The following is a 16,793-nucleotide window of genomic DNA, read 5'->3' as shown; positions in this document are numbered from 1 at the left end:
CTGTAAATCTGTTGTCTACGACTTCGATGGTTCGAATCCGTCCTCCTCCACCACATTAAACTTAAACTTATTTTAAAAATAAGGGCGCATAGCTCAGCTGGGAGAGCACCTGCCTTACAAGCAGGGGGTCACAGGTTCGAACCCTGTTGTGCCCACCAAAAAATTAATATGCTGACATGGCTCAACTGGCAGAGCAGCTGACTTGTAATCAGCAGGTTGCAGGTTCGATTCCTGTTGTCAGCTCCAAAATGTGGAGGAGTTCCCGAGTGGCTAAAGGGGGCAGACTGTAAATCTGTTGTCTACGACTTCGATGGTTCGAATCCATCTTTCTCCACCATAGCAAGGTACTTTACCTTGCTTTTTGTTTTGCACTAAATTAATAGAATTCAATGTACAAAAGAATTTTTAGAATGAAGTATACAGAGAAAGTATCAAGGTATAAGACTTGTTCCAAATATTCAATAATAGCAAAAAATACAATAGCTACAAAATTTTACAATGAAATAAGATGTAATAAGATATTAGATAAAAATATATTTGGACATAGAACAATAAATGTCAAAAATAGTATAATATTTTTGACTTAAATATGTTGACTCAATAAATTAACGATGATATAATCACAATTAAAGATTGAATTTTAAAAAGTTAATATAGAACACTCTTATCAAGAGAGGTGGAGGGACAAGGCCCTGTGAAACCCGGCAACCTGTACTAAGTACAAGGTGCCAATTCCAGCAGAATTTACTGCAAGATAAGAGAGAATCAGAATTTTGAGTCTCTTTTATCATAAAAGAGACTTTATTTTTTATATTATGGAGGAGATTTAAAATGAGAACATTATTTACATCAGAATCAGTTACAGAAGGGCATCCAGATAAAATGTGTGACCAAATATCAGATGCAATATTAGATACAATATTAGAAAAGGATCCAAATGCTAGAGTTGCATGTGAAACAGCTGTTACAACAGGAATGGTATTAGTTATGGGTGAAATATCAACGAATTGTTATGTTGATATACCAAAGGTTGTAAGAGAGACTATAAAAGATATAGGATATGTTAGAGCTAAATATGGATTTGATTATAAAACTTGTGCAGTTTTAACATCTATAGATGAACAATCAGGTGATATAGCAATGGGTGTTGATGAGGCTCTTGAATCTAAAGAAGGCAAAATGGATAAATTTGAGGCTATAGGTGCAGGAGACCAAGGAATGATGTTTGGTTTTGCAACTAATGAAACAGAAGAATATATGCCAATGCCAATTTCTATGGCACATAAATTATCAAGAAGATTATCAGAAGTTAGAAAAAATAATACTTTAGATTATTTAAGACCAGATGGAAAAACTCAGGTTACAGTAGAATACGAACATAATAAACCAGTTAGAATAGATGCTGTAGTTATTTCTACACAACATGGATCTAAAGTTACAAGAGAGCAAATAGAAAAAGATCTTAAAGAACATGTTATAAATGTTGTAGTTCCAGCAGAATTATTAGATGAAAATACTAAGTATTTCATAAACCCAACTGGAAGATTTGTTATTGGAGGACCTCAAGGTGACTCAGGACTTACAGGAAGAAAAATTATAGTTGATACCTATGGTGGATATGGAAGACATGGTGGTGGAGCATTCTCAGGAAAAGATGCCACAAAGGTAGACAGATCAGGAGCTTATGCAGCTAGATGGATTGCTAAAAATTTAGTAGCCGCTGGATTAGCTGATAAGATAGAAGTAGAACTTGCTTATGCAATAGGAGTAGCAAAACCAGTATCTATCATGGTAGATACATTTGGAACAGCAAAAATTGCAGATGACAAGATAGTTGAAATAATAAATAAAGTATTTGATTTAAGACCAGCTGCTATAATAAATCAATTAGATCTTAAGAGACCTATATATAAACAAACTGCAGCATATGGACATTTTGGTAGAACAGATATTGAATTACCATGGGAACAATTAAACAAAGTTGAAGAAATAAAAAAATATATTTAATAATAAAAAACTCGAGATTTAAAAAGTCTCGAGTTTTTTATAAATTTATAGTTTTTTATTTATTATAATAATCTGTGATGCTTAGAATTCACTTTATATGAATTTTTATTTTAAATTGTACATTTATATAACAATAAAATTCTCTAATAAAGATAGGTATAGCTCCATGTTTTTACAAAAATTGGAATTGAATTTTACATTATATTTTTTAAATAGATATATTAAATGAGGGTGGGGATAAGCGTTAGCAAACTAGTTTGTGTTGATTATACCCATCCACTTTCAATGGTTATATTTTTAAGCTTTATATACTATATTGCCGTTTACTATAGTATATTTAATATTTATATTATCATCAAATAGAACTAAATCTGCATCATAGCCTTCTTGAATTAAACCTTTAGTATCATCGACGTTGCAAAGTTTAGCACCATTTAGAGTTGCCATTTTTACAATTTCATATAAAGGGTATTGAGAGTTTCTATAAACATTTCTTATTGCTGCATCAAGAGTTAAAACAGAACCTGCTAATGAACCGTTATTCAATCTAGCTGCATGGTTTTCAACTATAACTTCTTGACCGCCTAGGGAATACTTACCATCAGGCATACAACAAGCCATCATAGCATCTGTAACCAATAAAACTTTATCAGTTGTTTTGGTTTTATAAGCTATTCTAAGGGAACCATAGTTTATATGAACACCATCAGATATAGTTTCTGTAGTTATATCTGAATCTAAAATTGCACCTACTACACCAGGTTCTCTATGATGTAGAGGAGTCATAGCATTAAATAGATGGGTTGAATGGCATGCACCACAATTAATTCCTTCTATAGCCTCATCATAAGTAGCTTTACTATGTCCTATAGATGGATTTATGTTATTTTCTTTTAAAAATTTGATAAGCTCTTTAGCCCCTTCAACTTCAGGTGCTAAAGTTACAGTTACAATATCATTGATATGATCTCCAATCATGTGTTTAAATGTGTTTATACTAGGTTCAGCAACATATAAAGGGTTTTGTGCACCTATCATGTGAGAACTTATAAAGGGACCTTCTAAATGAGCTCCTAGTACATTAGCGCCACTAGTCCCATTTTTTTTAGCATAAGATATTGATTCAATAGATTTCTTTATATCGTCTATGGAACAAGTCATTGTTGTTGGTAAGAATGAAGTAGTTCCATGTGAAGATATAACTTTCGAAATCTTATCTATTGATTCAAAAGTTCCGTCCATTGTATCACAACCACCTGCTCCGTGAATATGAACATCTATAAATCCAGGTGAAAGGTAAAGATTTGATCCATCTATTGTTTCAGAATGGTCAATCATATCTGGATTTAAAGACTTAATTTTACCATTTTCTATTAGAATATTGCCACATTCTATTTTGTCTTTAAATATTATATTGCAATTTTTAATTAACATATAATCACCTCAATTATGTTTTTACTTAATATACATATAGTTTAAGTGAATTTTATTCAAATTAAAACATATTTCAATTGATTTGTAAATTATATAATTAGTAATTAGGTTAAAATATAATATATAAGGACATAATTAAGGCATATGTTTTACAATTTATGATATAATCAAAGTAAAAATAATGTAAGATGCGGAGAGATTATATGGAGGAAATTCAAGGTGTTATAGAAGAAATAGTCTTTAAGAATGATGATAATGGTTATACTGTTTCAAAAATTAAAAGTAATAAAGAAATTATAACAATAGTTGGAACAATACCATATCTTGTAGAAGGACAAAATGTGAAACTAAAAGGAATATGGGATATACATCATAAATTTGGAAAGCAGTTCTCCGTTAAAGAGTGTGAAGAAATATTACCTAACACAATAAGTGGTATAGAAAAATATCTTTCATCTGGGATAATTTTGGGAATTGGACCAGTTACGGCAAAAAAAATAGTTGGAAGATTTGGAGAAGATACATTAGAAATATTAGATAATGATATAGAGCGATTAAGGGAAATAGATGGTATAGGTGAAAAAAAGTTTGAAATCATATGTGAATCATATCTTAAGCAAACAGAATTAAGGAATATAATGATTTTTTTACAGAGTTATGGAGTTACAACAAATCAGTGTATAAAGATATATAAAAGATTTGGAAGTGGAGCTATATCTGTAGTAAAAGAAAATCCATATATATTAAGTGAAGAAATATCAGGTATGGGGTTTAAATCAGCAGATAAGATAGCTAGAAGTCTTGGATTTGAGGCTGAATCTCATTTTAGAATTCAAAGTGGAATAAAACATGTAGTAAATGAATTTGCTGCATTGGGAAACACATATATGCCAGAGGATAAGCTTATAAAAGAAGCATCTAAGGTTTTAGTGGTTTCTAAAGATATAATAGAAAAAAATTTATATGATGCAGTAGTAGAAAATAAAATAAAAATTGAAAAAATAAGAGGTACAAATTGTGTATTTACAACGTACTATTATTATTGTGAGCTTGGAGTAACTAAACAAATTGTATCATTGTGTGACTATACATATGATAAAATTGATATAAACATAGACATGGAAATTAAAGATTTTGAAAAACAAATGGAAATAAGTTTTGCTGAGTCTCAGAAAGAAGCAATAAAGGGATCTATAGAAAATGGTGTAGAAATAATAACAGGAGGTCCCGGTACAGGTAAGACAACTATAATAAATTGTATTTTAGGTATATTTGAAAAATTGGGCTTGAAGGTTATTATGGGAGCGCCTACTGGAAGAGCTGCAAAAAGAATGTCAGAATCTACAGGAAGAGAGGCTAAAACTATTCATAGATTATTAGAAATGGGAGTTGAAGAAGGGGAAGAAAAGAAAATGTTTTCTAAAGATGAAAATTCTCCACTTCAATGTGATGTGCTTATAATAGATGAAGCTTCCATGATAGATATATCTTTAATGTCAAATCTGTTAAAAGCTGTACCCTTAGGAACAAGATTTATTATAGTAGGAGACGTAGATCAGTTACCATCAGTAGGACCAGGAAATGTACTTAGAGACTTGATAGAATGTCAATGTATAAATGTTATTAGATTAAAAGAAATATTTAGGCAGGCAGAGGAAAGCCTTATAGTAGTTAATGCTCATAAAATTAATAGTGGAGAAATGCCTATATTGAATAAAAAGGAAAAAGACTTTTTTTTCATGAATGAAGAAAATCCAGAAAAAAACTTAAACACAATAATAGAACTTGTAAATAAAAGGTTACCTAATTTTAATGATCAATGGGACAAATTAAAGCATATACAAATCTTATCTCCTATGAAAAAGGGGATTTTAGGAGTTGAAAATTTAAACATTAAATTACAAGAAGTACTTAATCCTAAATCTAGTAATAAAAAAGAGAAAGAATATAGGAATATGATATTTAGAACTGGTGATAAAGTAATGCAAACAAAAAATAATTATTCTTTAAAATGGACCAGAGTACTAGGAGATGGCGATGATTCAGGAATGGGTGTATTTAATGGAGATATGGGATTCATTAAGGACATCAATAATGAAAATAATACATTAACAGTAATTTTTGACGATGAAAGAAAGGTTGTATATGACAATATATATTTAGATGAGTTAGAATTAGCTTATGCAATTACTATACATAAAAGTCAAGGAAGTGAGTTTCCAGTTATAATAATACCTTCTTTTATGGGACCACCGTTGTTAATGAATAGAAATCTTTTATATACAGCTATAACTAGAGCAAAGCAATTAGTTGTTTTATCAGGCTCAGTAAAGGCTCTAAAGTTTATGGTTGATAATGATAGAGGATTTGATAGGTATTCATCATTAGATTATAGAATAAAAGATATATTTGATAATGATGTATTTCATAGTTAGTAAGAAAAGGGGGATAAAATGTCCTTGCTTAATAATATTTTAGATAATACAGATTCAGTAAATGAAGAAATATATAGATGGTGTAATAACTACAATAAATTACATGCATTAAATGTAATATCAGCACCTTATAACAATTGTAGTATATTTTTAGAGAGTGTATTAAGTGTAGTTTATAAGAAAGGTAAAGTTTTATATATAACCAATGAGGATGAAGAAAGTATAAAATTTTTAAAGGAAATAAAAAAGAAAACTAGTTTTAGAGAATATTACTATTTTAGGAACAAAAGTAAAAATGATAACCAAAAAAAATTAGTTTTTTGTAATCATGAAAATTCTAAGTATATTGAAGATGAATTTGATTTGATAATATATGATGATATAAGTTCATATTCTGAATATACAACTGAGGATATAAGGGCAGCAATATATTCAAAAAAATCCTTGAAATATGTAGTTTATTCAATAGAAGAGGTTTTAGACTATGGAGATATAATCGAATATCCAATAAAAATTAAAAATACTCCTTTTGTTGAACCTAGAATAATAAATACAAGAATCGATATAAATAAAGATATTCCTTATGTTATGTATGAGTACTTAACTTGGTTTGCTAAATCAAATAAAAATGTAGTTATATACATTCCGGACAAGGAAAAAAAATCTTGGGTGTTTGAATATTTGAAAGCTTTAGATGATACTATAAGTAGCTTAGTTATAGATATTGAGGAAGATAAGAAAAAACTGCTAAATCGATTTAAAATAAAAGATATTTGTACTATAGCTATAACAAATAGTATGCATAATATACCTAAAGATATAAATGACTTAAATATAGTTGTTTATTTTGCAGATCACGTTACTTTAGATTATAAAAAATTGATTTTTATATGTGGAAAGGCAGTCATGACAAAAGGCGTTAAAGGTAGTGAAGTTATATTTTTATCAAACACAATTACTTATAATATGGAAAAGGCTAAAGATATAACGAGAACTTTTAATAAGTTGGCATGGGAAAAAGGTTTACTAAGTATTTAGATTATATAAAACAATGTTTAATAACATTTATATATGATGATGAGCATAGATGTGTATTGTGTGGTAATGAGATAGATGATAAAAACTTGTGTTTACCATGTATGAAAAAGCTAAAAAGGAATAATGAAAATCCAATATGGTATAAGAATAAATTTTATATATTTAGTGCATTATACTATACTTCAGAAGCTAAAGAATTACTCTTAAATTTTAAATACAAAAAAAATTTCCAATGTGGAGAAGTTATAGCAAGTTTAATGATTGAATGTATAAAGGAAAATAATATAGAGTTTGATTATATAATACCTGCACCTATTAAAGCTGATAGTTACAAAACAAGAGGATTTAATCAAAGTTTAATGTTATCTAAAACTATAGGAGCACATTTTGATAGAAAAGTTTTGGATGTATTATTTTTTAATAAGAATATTAGAAACCAAAAAACACTAAATAAATATGATAGAGAAAAAAATATAAAAGGGTCAATTTCAATTAAATCGACAAATATAAACTTAGAAAATTCAAAAATACTCATTATTGATGATGTTATTACAACAGGTAGTACACTGAATGAATGTGTAAGTATTGTTAAAGGTGATAAAAATATTTTAATAAAAGTCTTGACTGGAATGAAATCTAGTATATAATATTAATGTAAAGCTAGGTTTGTGGTTGAAAGTCGATGCCAGTCGCAGGCAAAACGATCCACGTAAGTTAAACAAAAGGTTTAATGATCATGGTGCGGCTTAGAGGTGAGTCCTGCCACAAAAGTGAGAGGGTTAGTAGTGAGAGGTTGATTCTGGGTAGCAAAAGCTCCAGCAGGCGAGTGTGGGGTCAAAGACCAGGTCAACTAGCTTTACATAATAAACATAAAAATAAAAGCTTTGGATTTTCCAAAGCTTTTTTTACTCACATTATAATATTAACATAAAAATATGTAAAGTTCAAATATAGAAAATTATCTGAATAATACAAAAAATAAAGATAAATATACTTAATAGGGCATAAATAGGTAACAGTATTCTATATAAGGTTATTTGATTTTTGCATAATTTCCAGTATTAACTTAAAATAAAAATAACAAAAGAAGACAATACTAAATACAGTATTAACATAATTGAAAGGGGCTGGATTTTATGAAAACAAGAGTAGTTGCGAAAAATATTGATTTAACTGAAGGATTAAGAGAGGCAGTAGATAAAAAGTTATCAAAATTAGATAAATATTTCAACCCTAGTGTAAATGCTACTGTTACATTAAGTGTCCAAAAAAATAGACAAATAGTAGAAATTACTATACCGTTCAATGGAATTATATTAAGAGGCGAAGAAGTTAATGAAGATATGTATACTTCAATAGACTTAGTTATAGATAAATTAGAAGGACAAATTAGAAAGCAAAAAACTAAACTTCAAAAAAGGAATAGTGGAGATTCTTTAAAATTCCAATTTATACCTGATTATGATGATGAAGATAGTGATGAGGCAAAAATAGTGAAGACCAAAAGATTTTCAATAAAGCCAATGTCTACAGATGAGGCCATATTGCAAATGGAACTTTTAGGACATAATTTTTTTGTTTATGAGAATTCTGATGATGGAGAAGTTAATGTTTTATATAAGAGAAAAGATGGAAATTATGGATTGATTGAACCAGAAATTTAAGAAAAAGAATGCTAGAGCTTACATTTAGTAGGCTCTTTTTGATTTTTTTTCTTATATATGGTAAGAATATTGAAATAAAGGCTATTAAAATGTTATAATTTATTAATAACATAGAAGTGTGAGGATGAATATATGGGATTTTTAGAAAAGGTATTTGGAACATATAGCGACAGAGAGGTAAAAAGGATATTACCTATAGTAGATAAAATCGATTCTTTATCAGCAGAAATGCAAAAATTAAGTGATGAAGAGTTAAGAGGAAAAACTGAAGAATTCAAGAAAAGAGTTGAAAATGGAGAATCCTTAGATGATATACTACCAGAAGCTTTTGCAGTGGTTAGAGAGGGTTCGACTAGAGTATTAGGATTAACTCATTATAGAGAGCAATTGATAGGAGGTATAGTCTTACACCAAGGTAGAATTTCAGAAATGAAAACAGGTGAAGGTAAAACATTAGTTGCTACATTACCAGCATATTTAAATGCATTATCACAAAAAGGAGTTCATATAGTTACAGTCAATGATTATCTAGCTAAAAGAGATAAAGAGTGGATGGGAAAATTATATGAGTTCTTAGGACTAAAAACTGGGGTCGTAGTACACGAACTAAACAATGAGGAAAGACGTCAAGCTTATAATTCAGATATAACTTATGGAACAAACAATGAGTTTGGATTCGATTATTTAAGAGATAACATGGTTATATACAAGGAAGAAAGAGTTCAAAGAAAATTAAATTTTGCCATAGTAGATGAAGTAGACTCAATTCTTGTAGATGAAGCTAGAACTCCTCTTATAATTTCAGGTGAAGGGGATAAATCAACAGAATTTTATAAAGTAGCAGATTATTTTGTGAAGACTCTCAAGACAGAAGAAGATTTTACAATAGATGAAAAAGCAAAATCTGTTATGTTAACAGAAGAAGGTATTAAAAAAGCAGAGAAATATTTTCATTTAGAAAATTATGCTGATGCAGAGCATATGGAAATTCAACATCATGTTACTCAAGCATTAAAAGCTAATTATCATATGAAAATTGATAAGGACTATGTTGTAAAAAATGGAGAAGTTGTTATAGTTGATGAATTTACAGGAAGAATAATGGAAGGAAGAAGATATTCAGATGGATTACATCAAGCTATAGAAGCAAAAGAAGGCGTTAAGGTTGAAAAAGAATCTAAGACTCTTGCAACTATAACATTCCAAAATTACTTTAGAATGTACGATAAGCTTTCAGGTATGACAGGTACTGCTTTAACAGAAGAAGTCGAATTCAGAGAGATATATGGATTAGATGTTATAGTTATACCTACTCATAGACCAATAGCAAGAACAGATTTTCCAGATTTGGTTTATAAAACAGAGAATGGAAAAAATATGGCTATAATAGATGATGTAGAAGAATGTTATAAAAAGGGTCAACCAGTTCTTGTTGGTACTATATCTATAGAAAAGTCAGAACATCTATCTACTCTTTTAAAGAAGAGAAAGGTGCCACATCAAGTATTAAATGCTAAATATCATGAGCAAGAAGCAGAAATAGTAACTCATGCAGGGGAAAAAGGTACGGTTACTATAGCAACTAATATGGCTGGTAGAGGTACTGATATAAAACTTGGAGACGGTGTCACAGAAGTTGGTGGATTAAAGATAATTGGAACGGAAAGACATGAATCTAGAAGAATAGATAATCAGTTAAGAGGACGTTCAGGACGTCAAGGAGATCCAGGAGCATCATCATTCTATTTATCTTTAGAAGATGATCTTATGAGAATATTTGGATCTGAAAAACTTCAAAACCTAGTAGAAAAGCTTGGGCTAGAAGAAACAGAAGCCATAGAAAGTAAAATGGTTACTAAGGCAATAGAAGGTGCTCAAAAGAAGGTTGAAGGAAATAACTTTGATATAAGAAAAACATTACTTGGATATGACGATGTAATGAATAAGCAAAGAGAGATAATATATGCTCAAAGATCAGAAGTTCTTGAAGGCAAAAACTTAAAAGAACAAGTTTCTATGATGATAGAGGATGTTATACAATCAACAGTTAAAGATCATATTTCAGGAGTAGAAGATACATTTAAAGATGAATTAAGTAAACTTGTTAAGTACATGGAAGAACTATTTGTTCCCCATGGAATGATTAAAGTTGAAGACTTAGAAAAATCATCTGATGAAGAAATAACTGATAAGTATAAGGATTTAGCATTAAAATTATATGAAGAAAAGGAAAAGACTTTTGGGGAAGAACAGATGAGAGATATAGAAAGAGTTATTCTTCTAAAAGTTGTTGATACAAAGTGGATGGACCATATAGACAATATGGATCATTTAAAGCAAGGTATAGGATTAAGAGCTTATAAACAACAAGATCCAACTCAAGCATATCAATTTGAAGGAAGTAATATGTTTGATGAAATGATATCAAACATAAAACTTGATACTGTTAAATTTTTAATGCATGTTCAAAAAGAAAAAGCTCCTGAAAGAGAAAGAGTAGTTAAAGAAACAGCTACAAATTTTCAAGAAGGTGGACGTAAAAGAGAACCTATAAAAAAGGAAAACAGAGTTGGAAGAAATGATCTATGTCCATGCGGTAGTGGAGTGAAATATAAAAACTGCTGTGGAAGAGGCGTTTAAAATATACTAAAAATTTATAAGTAACATTATTTAAAACAAGAAATTCAGCATATTGCTGAATTTCTTGTTTAATAATTGACAAGTTGGTTTGGACAATAAAAATGAGGTGATTATATGCTTATGCGATTACAGGAAGCTTTAACCGAGCTTTTACCACTAAAAGATAAGATAGAAAAAATGAGGGAGTCACTTTGACCCTTCTGCAATAGAAAAAAAAATAGATGAATTAGATAAAAAAATGCAACAACCTGATTTTTGGAATAATGTAAATTTGGCAGGAGAGGTTACCCAGGAATTTAAAAGATTAAATAATAAGTTGAATTGTTTTAATGATTTTAAATTTAGGATAGAAGATATAGAAGTTTTAAGTGAGATAGTATCAGAAGATGAAGAATCTTCAATAAATGATATTGTAAAAGAAATTAGTTCATTAAAAGAAGATATGGAATCATTTATGATACAAATATTACTATGTGGGCAATATGATAAGAATAATGCAATTTTAAGTTTACATACTGGTGTTGGGGGCACAGATGCCCAAGATTGGACAGAGATGCTATTAAGAATGTATACCAGATGGTGTGAATCAAAGGGATTTAAATTGGAAACATTAGATTATTTACCTGGAGATGAGGCTGGTGTTAAAAGTGTAACTTTAAAGGTTAGTGGGGATTTTGCATATGGATATCTTAAAGCAGAAAAAGGAATCCATAGATTAGTTAGAATATCTCCGTTTAATGCTAATGGAAAAAGACAAACATCTTTTGCATCAATGGAAGTGCTACCAGAATTGACAGAAGATCAAGATATAGATATAAATCCAGTTGACTTAAGAATTGATACATTTAGAGCTGGAGGGGCTGGAGGTCAGCATGTTAATAAAACCGAATCAGCTATTAGAATAACCCATATACCAACAGGGATAGTAGTATCTTGTCAAAATCAAAGAAGTCAGCATAGTAACAAAGAAACAGCTATGAAAATGTTAAAGTCAAAACTTATAGAGCTAAAAGAGAGAGCACACAAAGAGAAGGTTGAAGACTTAACAGGAGAACTTAAAGATATGGGGTGGGGAAGTCAGATAAGATCTTATGTGTTTCACCCTTATTCAATGGTTAAAGATCATAGAACAGGAACAGAGACTAGTAATGTTACAGCTATTATGGATGGAGAAATAGATATATTCATAAATTCATATTTAAGTAGTGAAAATAATTAAGTATAATTAAATTTAAAGAATTCAGCCATAGGGCTGAATTCTTTTGTAAATAGGAGGAAGTAAATGGATAAAATATTAAATATTCTTTGTAAAGAGTTATCTATAAAAAACCAACAAGGTGAAAATGTAATACAGCTTTTGGATGAAGGAAATACAGTTCCATTTATAGCTAGGTATAGAAAAGAAAAAACAGGTGGATTAAGTGATGAAGTTCTAAGAAAGTTTTCAGATAGACTTACTTATTTGAGAAACCTTGAAGATAGAAAAAAAGACATTATAAGAATCATAGAAGAACAAGGAAAGTTAACAGAAGAGTTAAGATCAAAAATAATAGTTAGTGAAACATTAACAGAAGTAGAGGATATATATAGGCCATTTAAACCTAAAAAAAGAACTAGAGCAATTATTGCAACAGAAAAGGGTTTGAAACCTCTAGCTGAACTTATTTTTAATGGGCATTTTACTGGCGATTTAAAAGAAGAGGCTGGAAAATATATAAGTGAAGAAAAAGATGTTAAAACTTTTGAAGAAGTAATTCAGGGTGCTATGGATATAATAAGTGAAATTATATCTGATGAGGCAGACTTTAGAAAGTGGATAAGAAATTTTGTTTTTAGAAATGGTAGAATAGAAACTAAAGGTTCAAGTGAGAAAACAACTCCTTATGAAATGTATTATGATTATAGTGAAGATGTAAGATCAATACCTTCTCATAGAATACTAGCAATAAATAGGGGAGAAAAAGAAAAAATACTTTCTGTAAAAATAACAAGCGATGAAAATAAAATATTAGAATATTTAAAGAATAATAATTTAAAAAATAACAATATAACAGATACATATATAGAATCATGTGTTAAAGATTCATTAAAAAGACTTATATATCCATCCATAGAGAGGGATATAAGAAATGAACTTACAGAAAGAGGCGAAAAGGGAGCAATAGATATATTTAAGGCTAACCTAAAAGCATTGCTTATGCAATCTCCTATAAAGGGTAAGGTGGTTATGGGATATGACCCAGGCTTTAGAACAGGTTGTAAAGTTGCGGTATTAGATGATACAGGGAAGTTTTTAGAAAACACAACAGTATATCCTACAGAGCCTAAAAAGGATATAAGAGGAACTATAGAAACATTAAAAAAATTAATTTATAAACACGATGTTGAAGTTATATCACTTGGAAATGGAACAGCTAGTAGGGAATCAGAAGAAGTTATATCCACAATGATTAAAGAGATAAGTAAGGATACAAGAAAAGAAATTTTTTATGTAATAGTTTCAGAGGCAGGAGCATCTGTATATTCTGCATCTGAACTAGCAACAAAAGAATATCCAGATCTTGATGTTACTGTTAGAGGGGCAATATCTATAGGCAGAAGATTACAAGATCCTTTAGCTGAGCTTGTAAAGATAGACCCTAAATCAATAGGAGTTGGTCAATATCAACATGATGTTACACCAAAAGTATTAGATGAATCTCTAAAGGGAATTGTTGAAGATTGTGTTAATGCTGTTGGGGTAGACTTAAATGTTGCAACTCCATCGCTTTTAAGCTATATAGCAGGTATAAATAGTACCATAGCTCAAAATATAGTTTTATATAGAGAAGAGAATGGAAAGTTTAAAAATAGAAAAGAGCTTTTAAAGGTAAAAAGGTTAGGTAACAAAGCATATGAGCAATGTGCAGGTTTTTTAAGAGTAATGGAAAGTACAGAACCATTAGATAATACATCTGTTCATCCAGAGTCTTATAAAGTTACAAAAGCTTTAATGAAAAAATTAGGATTCTCTGAAGAAGATTTAAAAAATAAAGCTATAAATGATATAGATAAAAAAATTGAAACTATAGGTATTTCTAATATAGCAAATGAATTGGAAATTGGAGAACTTACGTTAAAAGATATAATAAAAGAACTTAGTAAGCCTGGAAGAGATCCAAGAGAAGATTTGCCTAAACCTATATTTAAAAGCGGAGTTATAGATATAAGCCAATTAAAATCAGGCATGATATTAACTGGAACAGTAAGAAATGTATCAGACTTTGGTGCTTTTGTTGATATTGGTGTACATCAAGATGGATTAGTTCATAAAAGTCAGATGGCAGATAGATTTGTAAGACATCCTTTAGATATAGTAAAGGTTGGAGATATAGTTGAAGTAAGGATACTAGAGGTGGATGAAAAAAGAGGAAGAATATCTTTGAGTATGAAAAAGGAAGATAATAAATAAAAAATAATATTGTCATTTAGAGATTATAGTTATATAATAAAGTTAAAATAAAATTTAATTATCCTTCAGGGCAGGGTGAGAATCCCTACCGGCGGTAAAGCCCGCGAGCCTATTATGGGCATGAATCGGTGAAACTCCGATGCCGACAGTATAGTCTGGATGAAAGAAGGTAATGGTTTGGTTTGTTACGCCCTGATACTTATTTGTGTCAGGGCTTATTTGTTCTAAGCCACATACCCTGAAGAAAAATATCGAAGGGGGATATTTTCTTATGAGAAATCAATCAGTACAAACAAACAAAAGGTTAGGAACACTAATAAAAATTTCGTTTTTATCAGCTATGGCATTTTTACTTATGCTTATAGAGTTACCCTTACCAATATTTCCAGCATTCCTTAAAATTGATTTAAGCGATTTACCAGCATTAGTAGGTGCATTTGCATTAGGACCAGTAGCAGGAGTAGCTATAGAATTTTTGAAAAACATTTTAATAATTCTTATTAAAGGAAGTGCTACAGCTATGGTTGGAGAGGTTGCAAACTTCTTTATAGGTTCTATACTTGTGTTTGTATCAGGGTATATATACAAAAAGAGAAATACTAGAAAAAATGCTATTATTGGGTTGATTTTAGGTACAATATTTATGACTATAGCAGCATCAATAATAAATTATTTAGTGCTAATACCTGTTTATTCAAAAGCTTTTGGAATGCCATTAGATGCTATAATAGGAATGGGAACAGCAATAAATTCTAATATAACAGATTTATCAACATTAATAGTATGGGCTATAGTTCCATTTAATTTAATTAAAGGATTTATAGTATCTTTTGTAACAGTTGCAATATATAAAAAGATATCAGTGGTTCTTAAAACAAGTATTAATGAAACAACTAAGAAAAAAGTAGCAAGATAATATGATATGCTAAAATAACGAAAAGATCAGCTGAAAAAACAGCTGATCTTTTTAAATTCCATGTTTCCACATTATTATGGCATCTTCACCATTATCAGAGTAATATTTTTTTCTAACGCCTTCATTTTTAAATCCAAATTTAGAGTAAAGTGCCTGGGCAGCTATATTAGAGAATCTTACCTCTAATGTCATTGCTACTCCATTACATTCCTTACAAATATTAATAAGAGATGATAAAAGAGCACTTCCAATACCAAGACCTCTAAATTTAGAGTGAACCGCAATATTTGTAATATGTCCCTCATCTACAATAAACCACATACCACCAAATCCTATGATTTCATTATCAACTTTAGCAAGCACATATTTAGAAAATGGATTTTTAAGCTCTTTTTCTATAGATTCTCTACTCCATGGAATTTTAAAGCTTAGTTTGCTTATTTCAGTAACATCATCAATATATTTATCAGTAAACTCTATAATTTCAACATTAATCATCAATACTCATTCCAGTCTTTTTTTCATATTCTCTTTCAGCTTGAGATTTTCTTAAATATAGGGGAGAAGATGCATTTAAATCATCACTTAAGCCTTGCAATAAAAGGTTTATACCTATGTATCCAAGGGAAGAAGATCTAGTTAAATTAAGATGGCTTGGAGCAAATACACAGTTTGGAACAAGATTTTTTAGTTTTTCAGAATGTTTTTCAGTACCATCCCCAACAAAAAATACAGTTTCGTTATATGAATTTAGTATTTTTGAGAGTTCCTCCATGGATAAAATCATATATTCACTTAAAGGGGATAAAATATTGTCACTAAATTTATAAATTCCACAATAAACATTACCTCTTAAAGCATCCATAATTGGGCAAACTATACCGTTGGCACCAAATATATTATTAGCTAAACCATCTAGGGATGACACTGATATATATGGCTTCTTAGTTGCCATTGCCATAGATTTAATTGTAGCCATTCCAATTCTAAGGCCGGTAAAAGAACCAGGACCTTTAGACACAACAAATCCATCTATATCATCTATAGACATATTTAAATTTTCAAAAAGATTTTCAATCATTGTCATTAAAATAACCGAATGTTGTTTTTTATAGTTAAAATTCATTTCACCTATAAGCCCAGTATCACTTAAAATAGATACACTAGCTGCTTCAGATGATGAATCAACGCTTAATATTTTCATAAGT

The 16,793-nt window shown here is 29.8% G+C and carries 12 protein-coding genes, 3 tRNA genes and 2 riboswitches; of the genes, 12 read left to right on the top strand and 3 right to left on the bottom strand.

Annotated features, from left to right (window positions below; all coding sequences use genetic code 11):
- Positions 1–82: 82 nt before the first annotated feature.
- From BM119_RS08480 to metK, 4 genes are all read left to right on the top strand, one after another.
- A tRNA-Val gene (locus BM119_RS08480) sits at positions 83–158 on the top strand.
- A gap of 12 nt (positions 159–170) precedes the next feature.
- Positions 171–246 (top strand) — tRNA-Thr (locus BM119_RS08475).
- A gap of 6 nt (positions 247–252) precedes the next feature.
- Positions 253–337 (top strand) — tRNA-Tyr (locus BM119_RS08470).
- Positions 338–661: 324 nt separating this feature from the next.
- Positions 662–761: riboswitch (SAM riboswitch) on the top strand.
- Positions 762–831: 70 nt separating this feature from the next.
- On the top strand, positions 832–2,007 hold the full coding sequence (gene metK / locus BM119_RS08465) for a methionine adenosyltransferase (RefSeq protein WP_090040558.1): 1,176 nt from the start codon (positions 832–834) through the stop codon (positions 2,005–2,007).
- Positions 2,008–2,304: 297 nt separating this feature from the next.
- On the opposite strand, the gene nagA is transcribed toward metK, so the two are convergent.
- Complete coding sequence (gene nagA, locus BM119_RS08460) at positions 2,305–3,441, bottom strand: N-acetylglucosamine-6-phosphate deacetylase (protein WP_090040556.1); 1,137 nt, start codon at positions 3,439–3,441, stop codon at positions 2,305–2,307.
- A 203-nt stretch (positions 3,442–3,644) separates the two neighbouring features.
- Here nagA and recD2 point away from each other — a divergent pair, with 203 nt between their 5' ends.
- From recD2 to BM119_RS08420, 8 genes are all read left to right on the top strand, one after another.
- Positions 3,645–5,876: an SF1B family DNA helicase RecD2 gene (recD2, locus tag BM119_RS08455; RefSeq protein ID WP_090040554.1), complete on the top strand. Its 2,232-nt coding sequence runs from the start codon at positions 3,645–3,647 to the stop codon at positions 5,874–5,876.
- A gap of 18 nt (positions 5,877–5,894) precedes the next feature.
- Positions 5,895–6,914, top strand: coding sequence for a hypothetical protein (locus BM119_RS08450; protein ID WP_090040550.1), 1,020 nt, complete (start codon positions 5,895–5,897; stop codon positions 6,912–6,914).
- Positions 6,887–7,561 carry a ComF family protein gene (locus tag BM119_RS08445; protein WP_090040548.1) on the top strand — a complete coding sequence of 225 codons (675 nt, stop codon included), beginning with the start codon at positions 6,887–6,889 and terminating at the stop codon, positions 7,559–7,561. The genes BM119_RS08450 and BM119_RS08445 overlap by 28 nt, the downstream gene beginning before the upstream one ends.
- 489 nt (positions 7,562–8,050) lie before the next feature.
- The gene (hpf, locus tag BM119_RS08440) at positions 8,051–8,578 is read left to right on the top strand and encodes a ribosome hibernation-promoting factor, HPF/YfiA family (RefSeq protein WP_090040546.1); all 528 of its coding nucleotides are present in this window, start codon (positions 8,051–8,053) and stop codon (positions 8,576–8,578) included.
- 132 nt (positions 8,579–8,710) lie between these two features.
- The gene (gene secA, locus BM119_RS08435) at positions 8,711–11,218 is read left to right on the top strand and encodes a preprotein translocase subunit SecA (protein WP_090040544.1); all 2,508 of its coding nucleotides are present in this window, start codon (positions 8,711–8,713) and stop codon (positions 11,216–11,218) included.
- 114 nt (positions 11,219–11,332) lie between these two features.
- Positions 11,333–12,437, top strand: a protein-coding gene (gene prfB, locus BM119_RS08430; protein WP_143087309.1) for a peptide chain release factor 2 whose coding sequence is annotated in 2 segments (ribosomal slippage) — positions 11,333–11,398 and positions 11,400–12,437 — 1,104 coding nt in all. Because the reading frame shifts where the segments join, the coding sequence is not laid out codon by codon here.
- A 63-nt stretch (positions 12,438–12,500) separates the two neighbouring features.
- Positions 12,501–14,669: a Tex family protein gene (locus tag BM119_RS08425; protein ID WP_090040540.1), complete on the top strand. Its 2,169-nt coding sequence runs from the start codon at positions 12,501–12,503 to the stop codon at positions 14,667–14,669.
- Between the two features lie 57 nt (positions 14,670–14,726).
- Positions 14,727–14,844: riboswitch (FMN riboswitch) on the top strand.
- 96 nt (positions 14,845–14,940) lie between these two features.
- Positions 14,941–15,585 (top strand): ECF transporter S component, encoded by a 645-nt coding sequence (locus tag BM119_RS08420; protein WP_090040539.1) that lies wholly within the window; start codon positions 14,941–14,943, stop codon positions 15,583–15,585.
- Positions 15,586–15,636: 51 nt separating this feature from the next.
- Here the strand turns inward: BM119_RS08420 and rimI are convergent, their stop codons facing one another.
- Positions 15,637–16,083 carry a ribosomal protein S18-alanine N-acetyltransferase gene (gene rimI, locus BM119_RS08415; protein WP_090040537.1) on the bottom strand — a complete coding sequence of 149 codons (447 nt, stop codon included), beginning with the start codon at positions 16,081–16,083 and terminating at the stop codon, positions 15,637–15,639.
- Positions 16,076–16,789 carry a tRNA (adenosine(37)-N6)-threonylcarbamoyltransferase complex dimerization subunit type 1 TsaB gene (gene tsaB / locus BM119_RS08410; RefSeq protein WP_090040535.1) on the bottom strand — a complete coding sequence of 238 codons (714 nt, stop codon included), beginning with the start codon at positions 16,787–16,789 and terminating at the stop codon, positions 16,076–16,078. The genes rimI and tsaB overlap by 8 nt, the downstream gene beginning before the upstream one ends.
- Between the last annotated feature and the right edge of the window lie 4 nt (positions 16,790–16,793).

Source organism: Clostridium frigidicarnis, from assembly GCF_900111985.1.
In the GTDB taxonomy this organism is placed as follows: domain Bacteria; phylum Bacillota; class Clostridia; order Clostridiales; family Clostridiaceae; genus Clostridium_Z; species Clostridium_Z frigidicarnis.
The sequence above is the reverse complement of the archived record's forward strand: the minus strand, read 5'-3'. Positions and strand labels throughout refer to the sequence as shown.

Coding starts and splice junctions, on each gene's coding strand:
- rimI (WP_090040537.1), bottom strand. CDS start 16,083: ATGATTAATGTTGAAATTATAGAGTTTACTGATAAATATATTGATGAT.
- recD2 (WP_090040554.1), top strand. CDS start 3,645: ATGGAGGAAATTCAAGGTGTTATAGAAGAAATAGTCTTTAAGAATGAT.
- BM119_RS08420 (WP_090040539.1), top strand. CDS start 14,941: ATGAGAAATCAATCAGTACAAACAAACAAAAGGTTAGGAACACTAATA.
- hpf (WP_090040546.1), top strand. CDS start 8,051: ATGAAAACAAGAGTAGTTGCGAAAAATATTGATTTAACTGAAGGATTA.
- secA (WP_090040544.1), top strand. CDS start 8,711: ATGGGATTTTTAGAAAAGGTATTTGGAACATATAGCGACAGAGAGGTA.
- BM119_RS08425 (WP_090040540.1), top strand. CDS start 12,501: ATGGATAAAATATTAAATATTCTTTGTAAAGAGTTATCTATAAAAAAC.
- BM119_RS08450 (WP_090040550.1), top strand. CDS start 5,895: ATGTCCTTGCTTAATAATATTTTAGATAATACAGATTCAGTAAATGAA.
- BM119_RS08445 (WP_090040548.1), top strand. CDS start 6,887: ATGGGAAAAAGGTTTACTAAGTATTTAGATTATATAAAACAATGTTTA.
- tsaB (WP_090040535.1), bottom strand. CDS start 16,789: ATGAAAATATTAAGCGTTGATTCATCATCTGAAGCAGCTAGTGTATCT.
- nagA (WP_090040556.1), bottom strand. CDS start 3,441: ATGTTAATTAAAAATTGCAATATAATATTTAAAGACAAAATAGAATGT.
- metK (WP_090040558.1), top strand. CDS start 832: ATGAGAACATTATTTACATCAGAATCAGTTACAGAAGGGCATCCAGAT.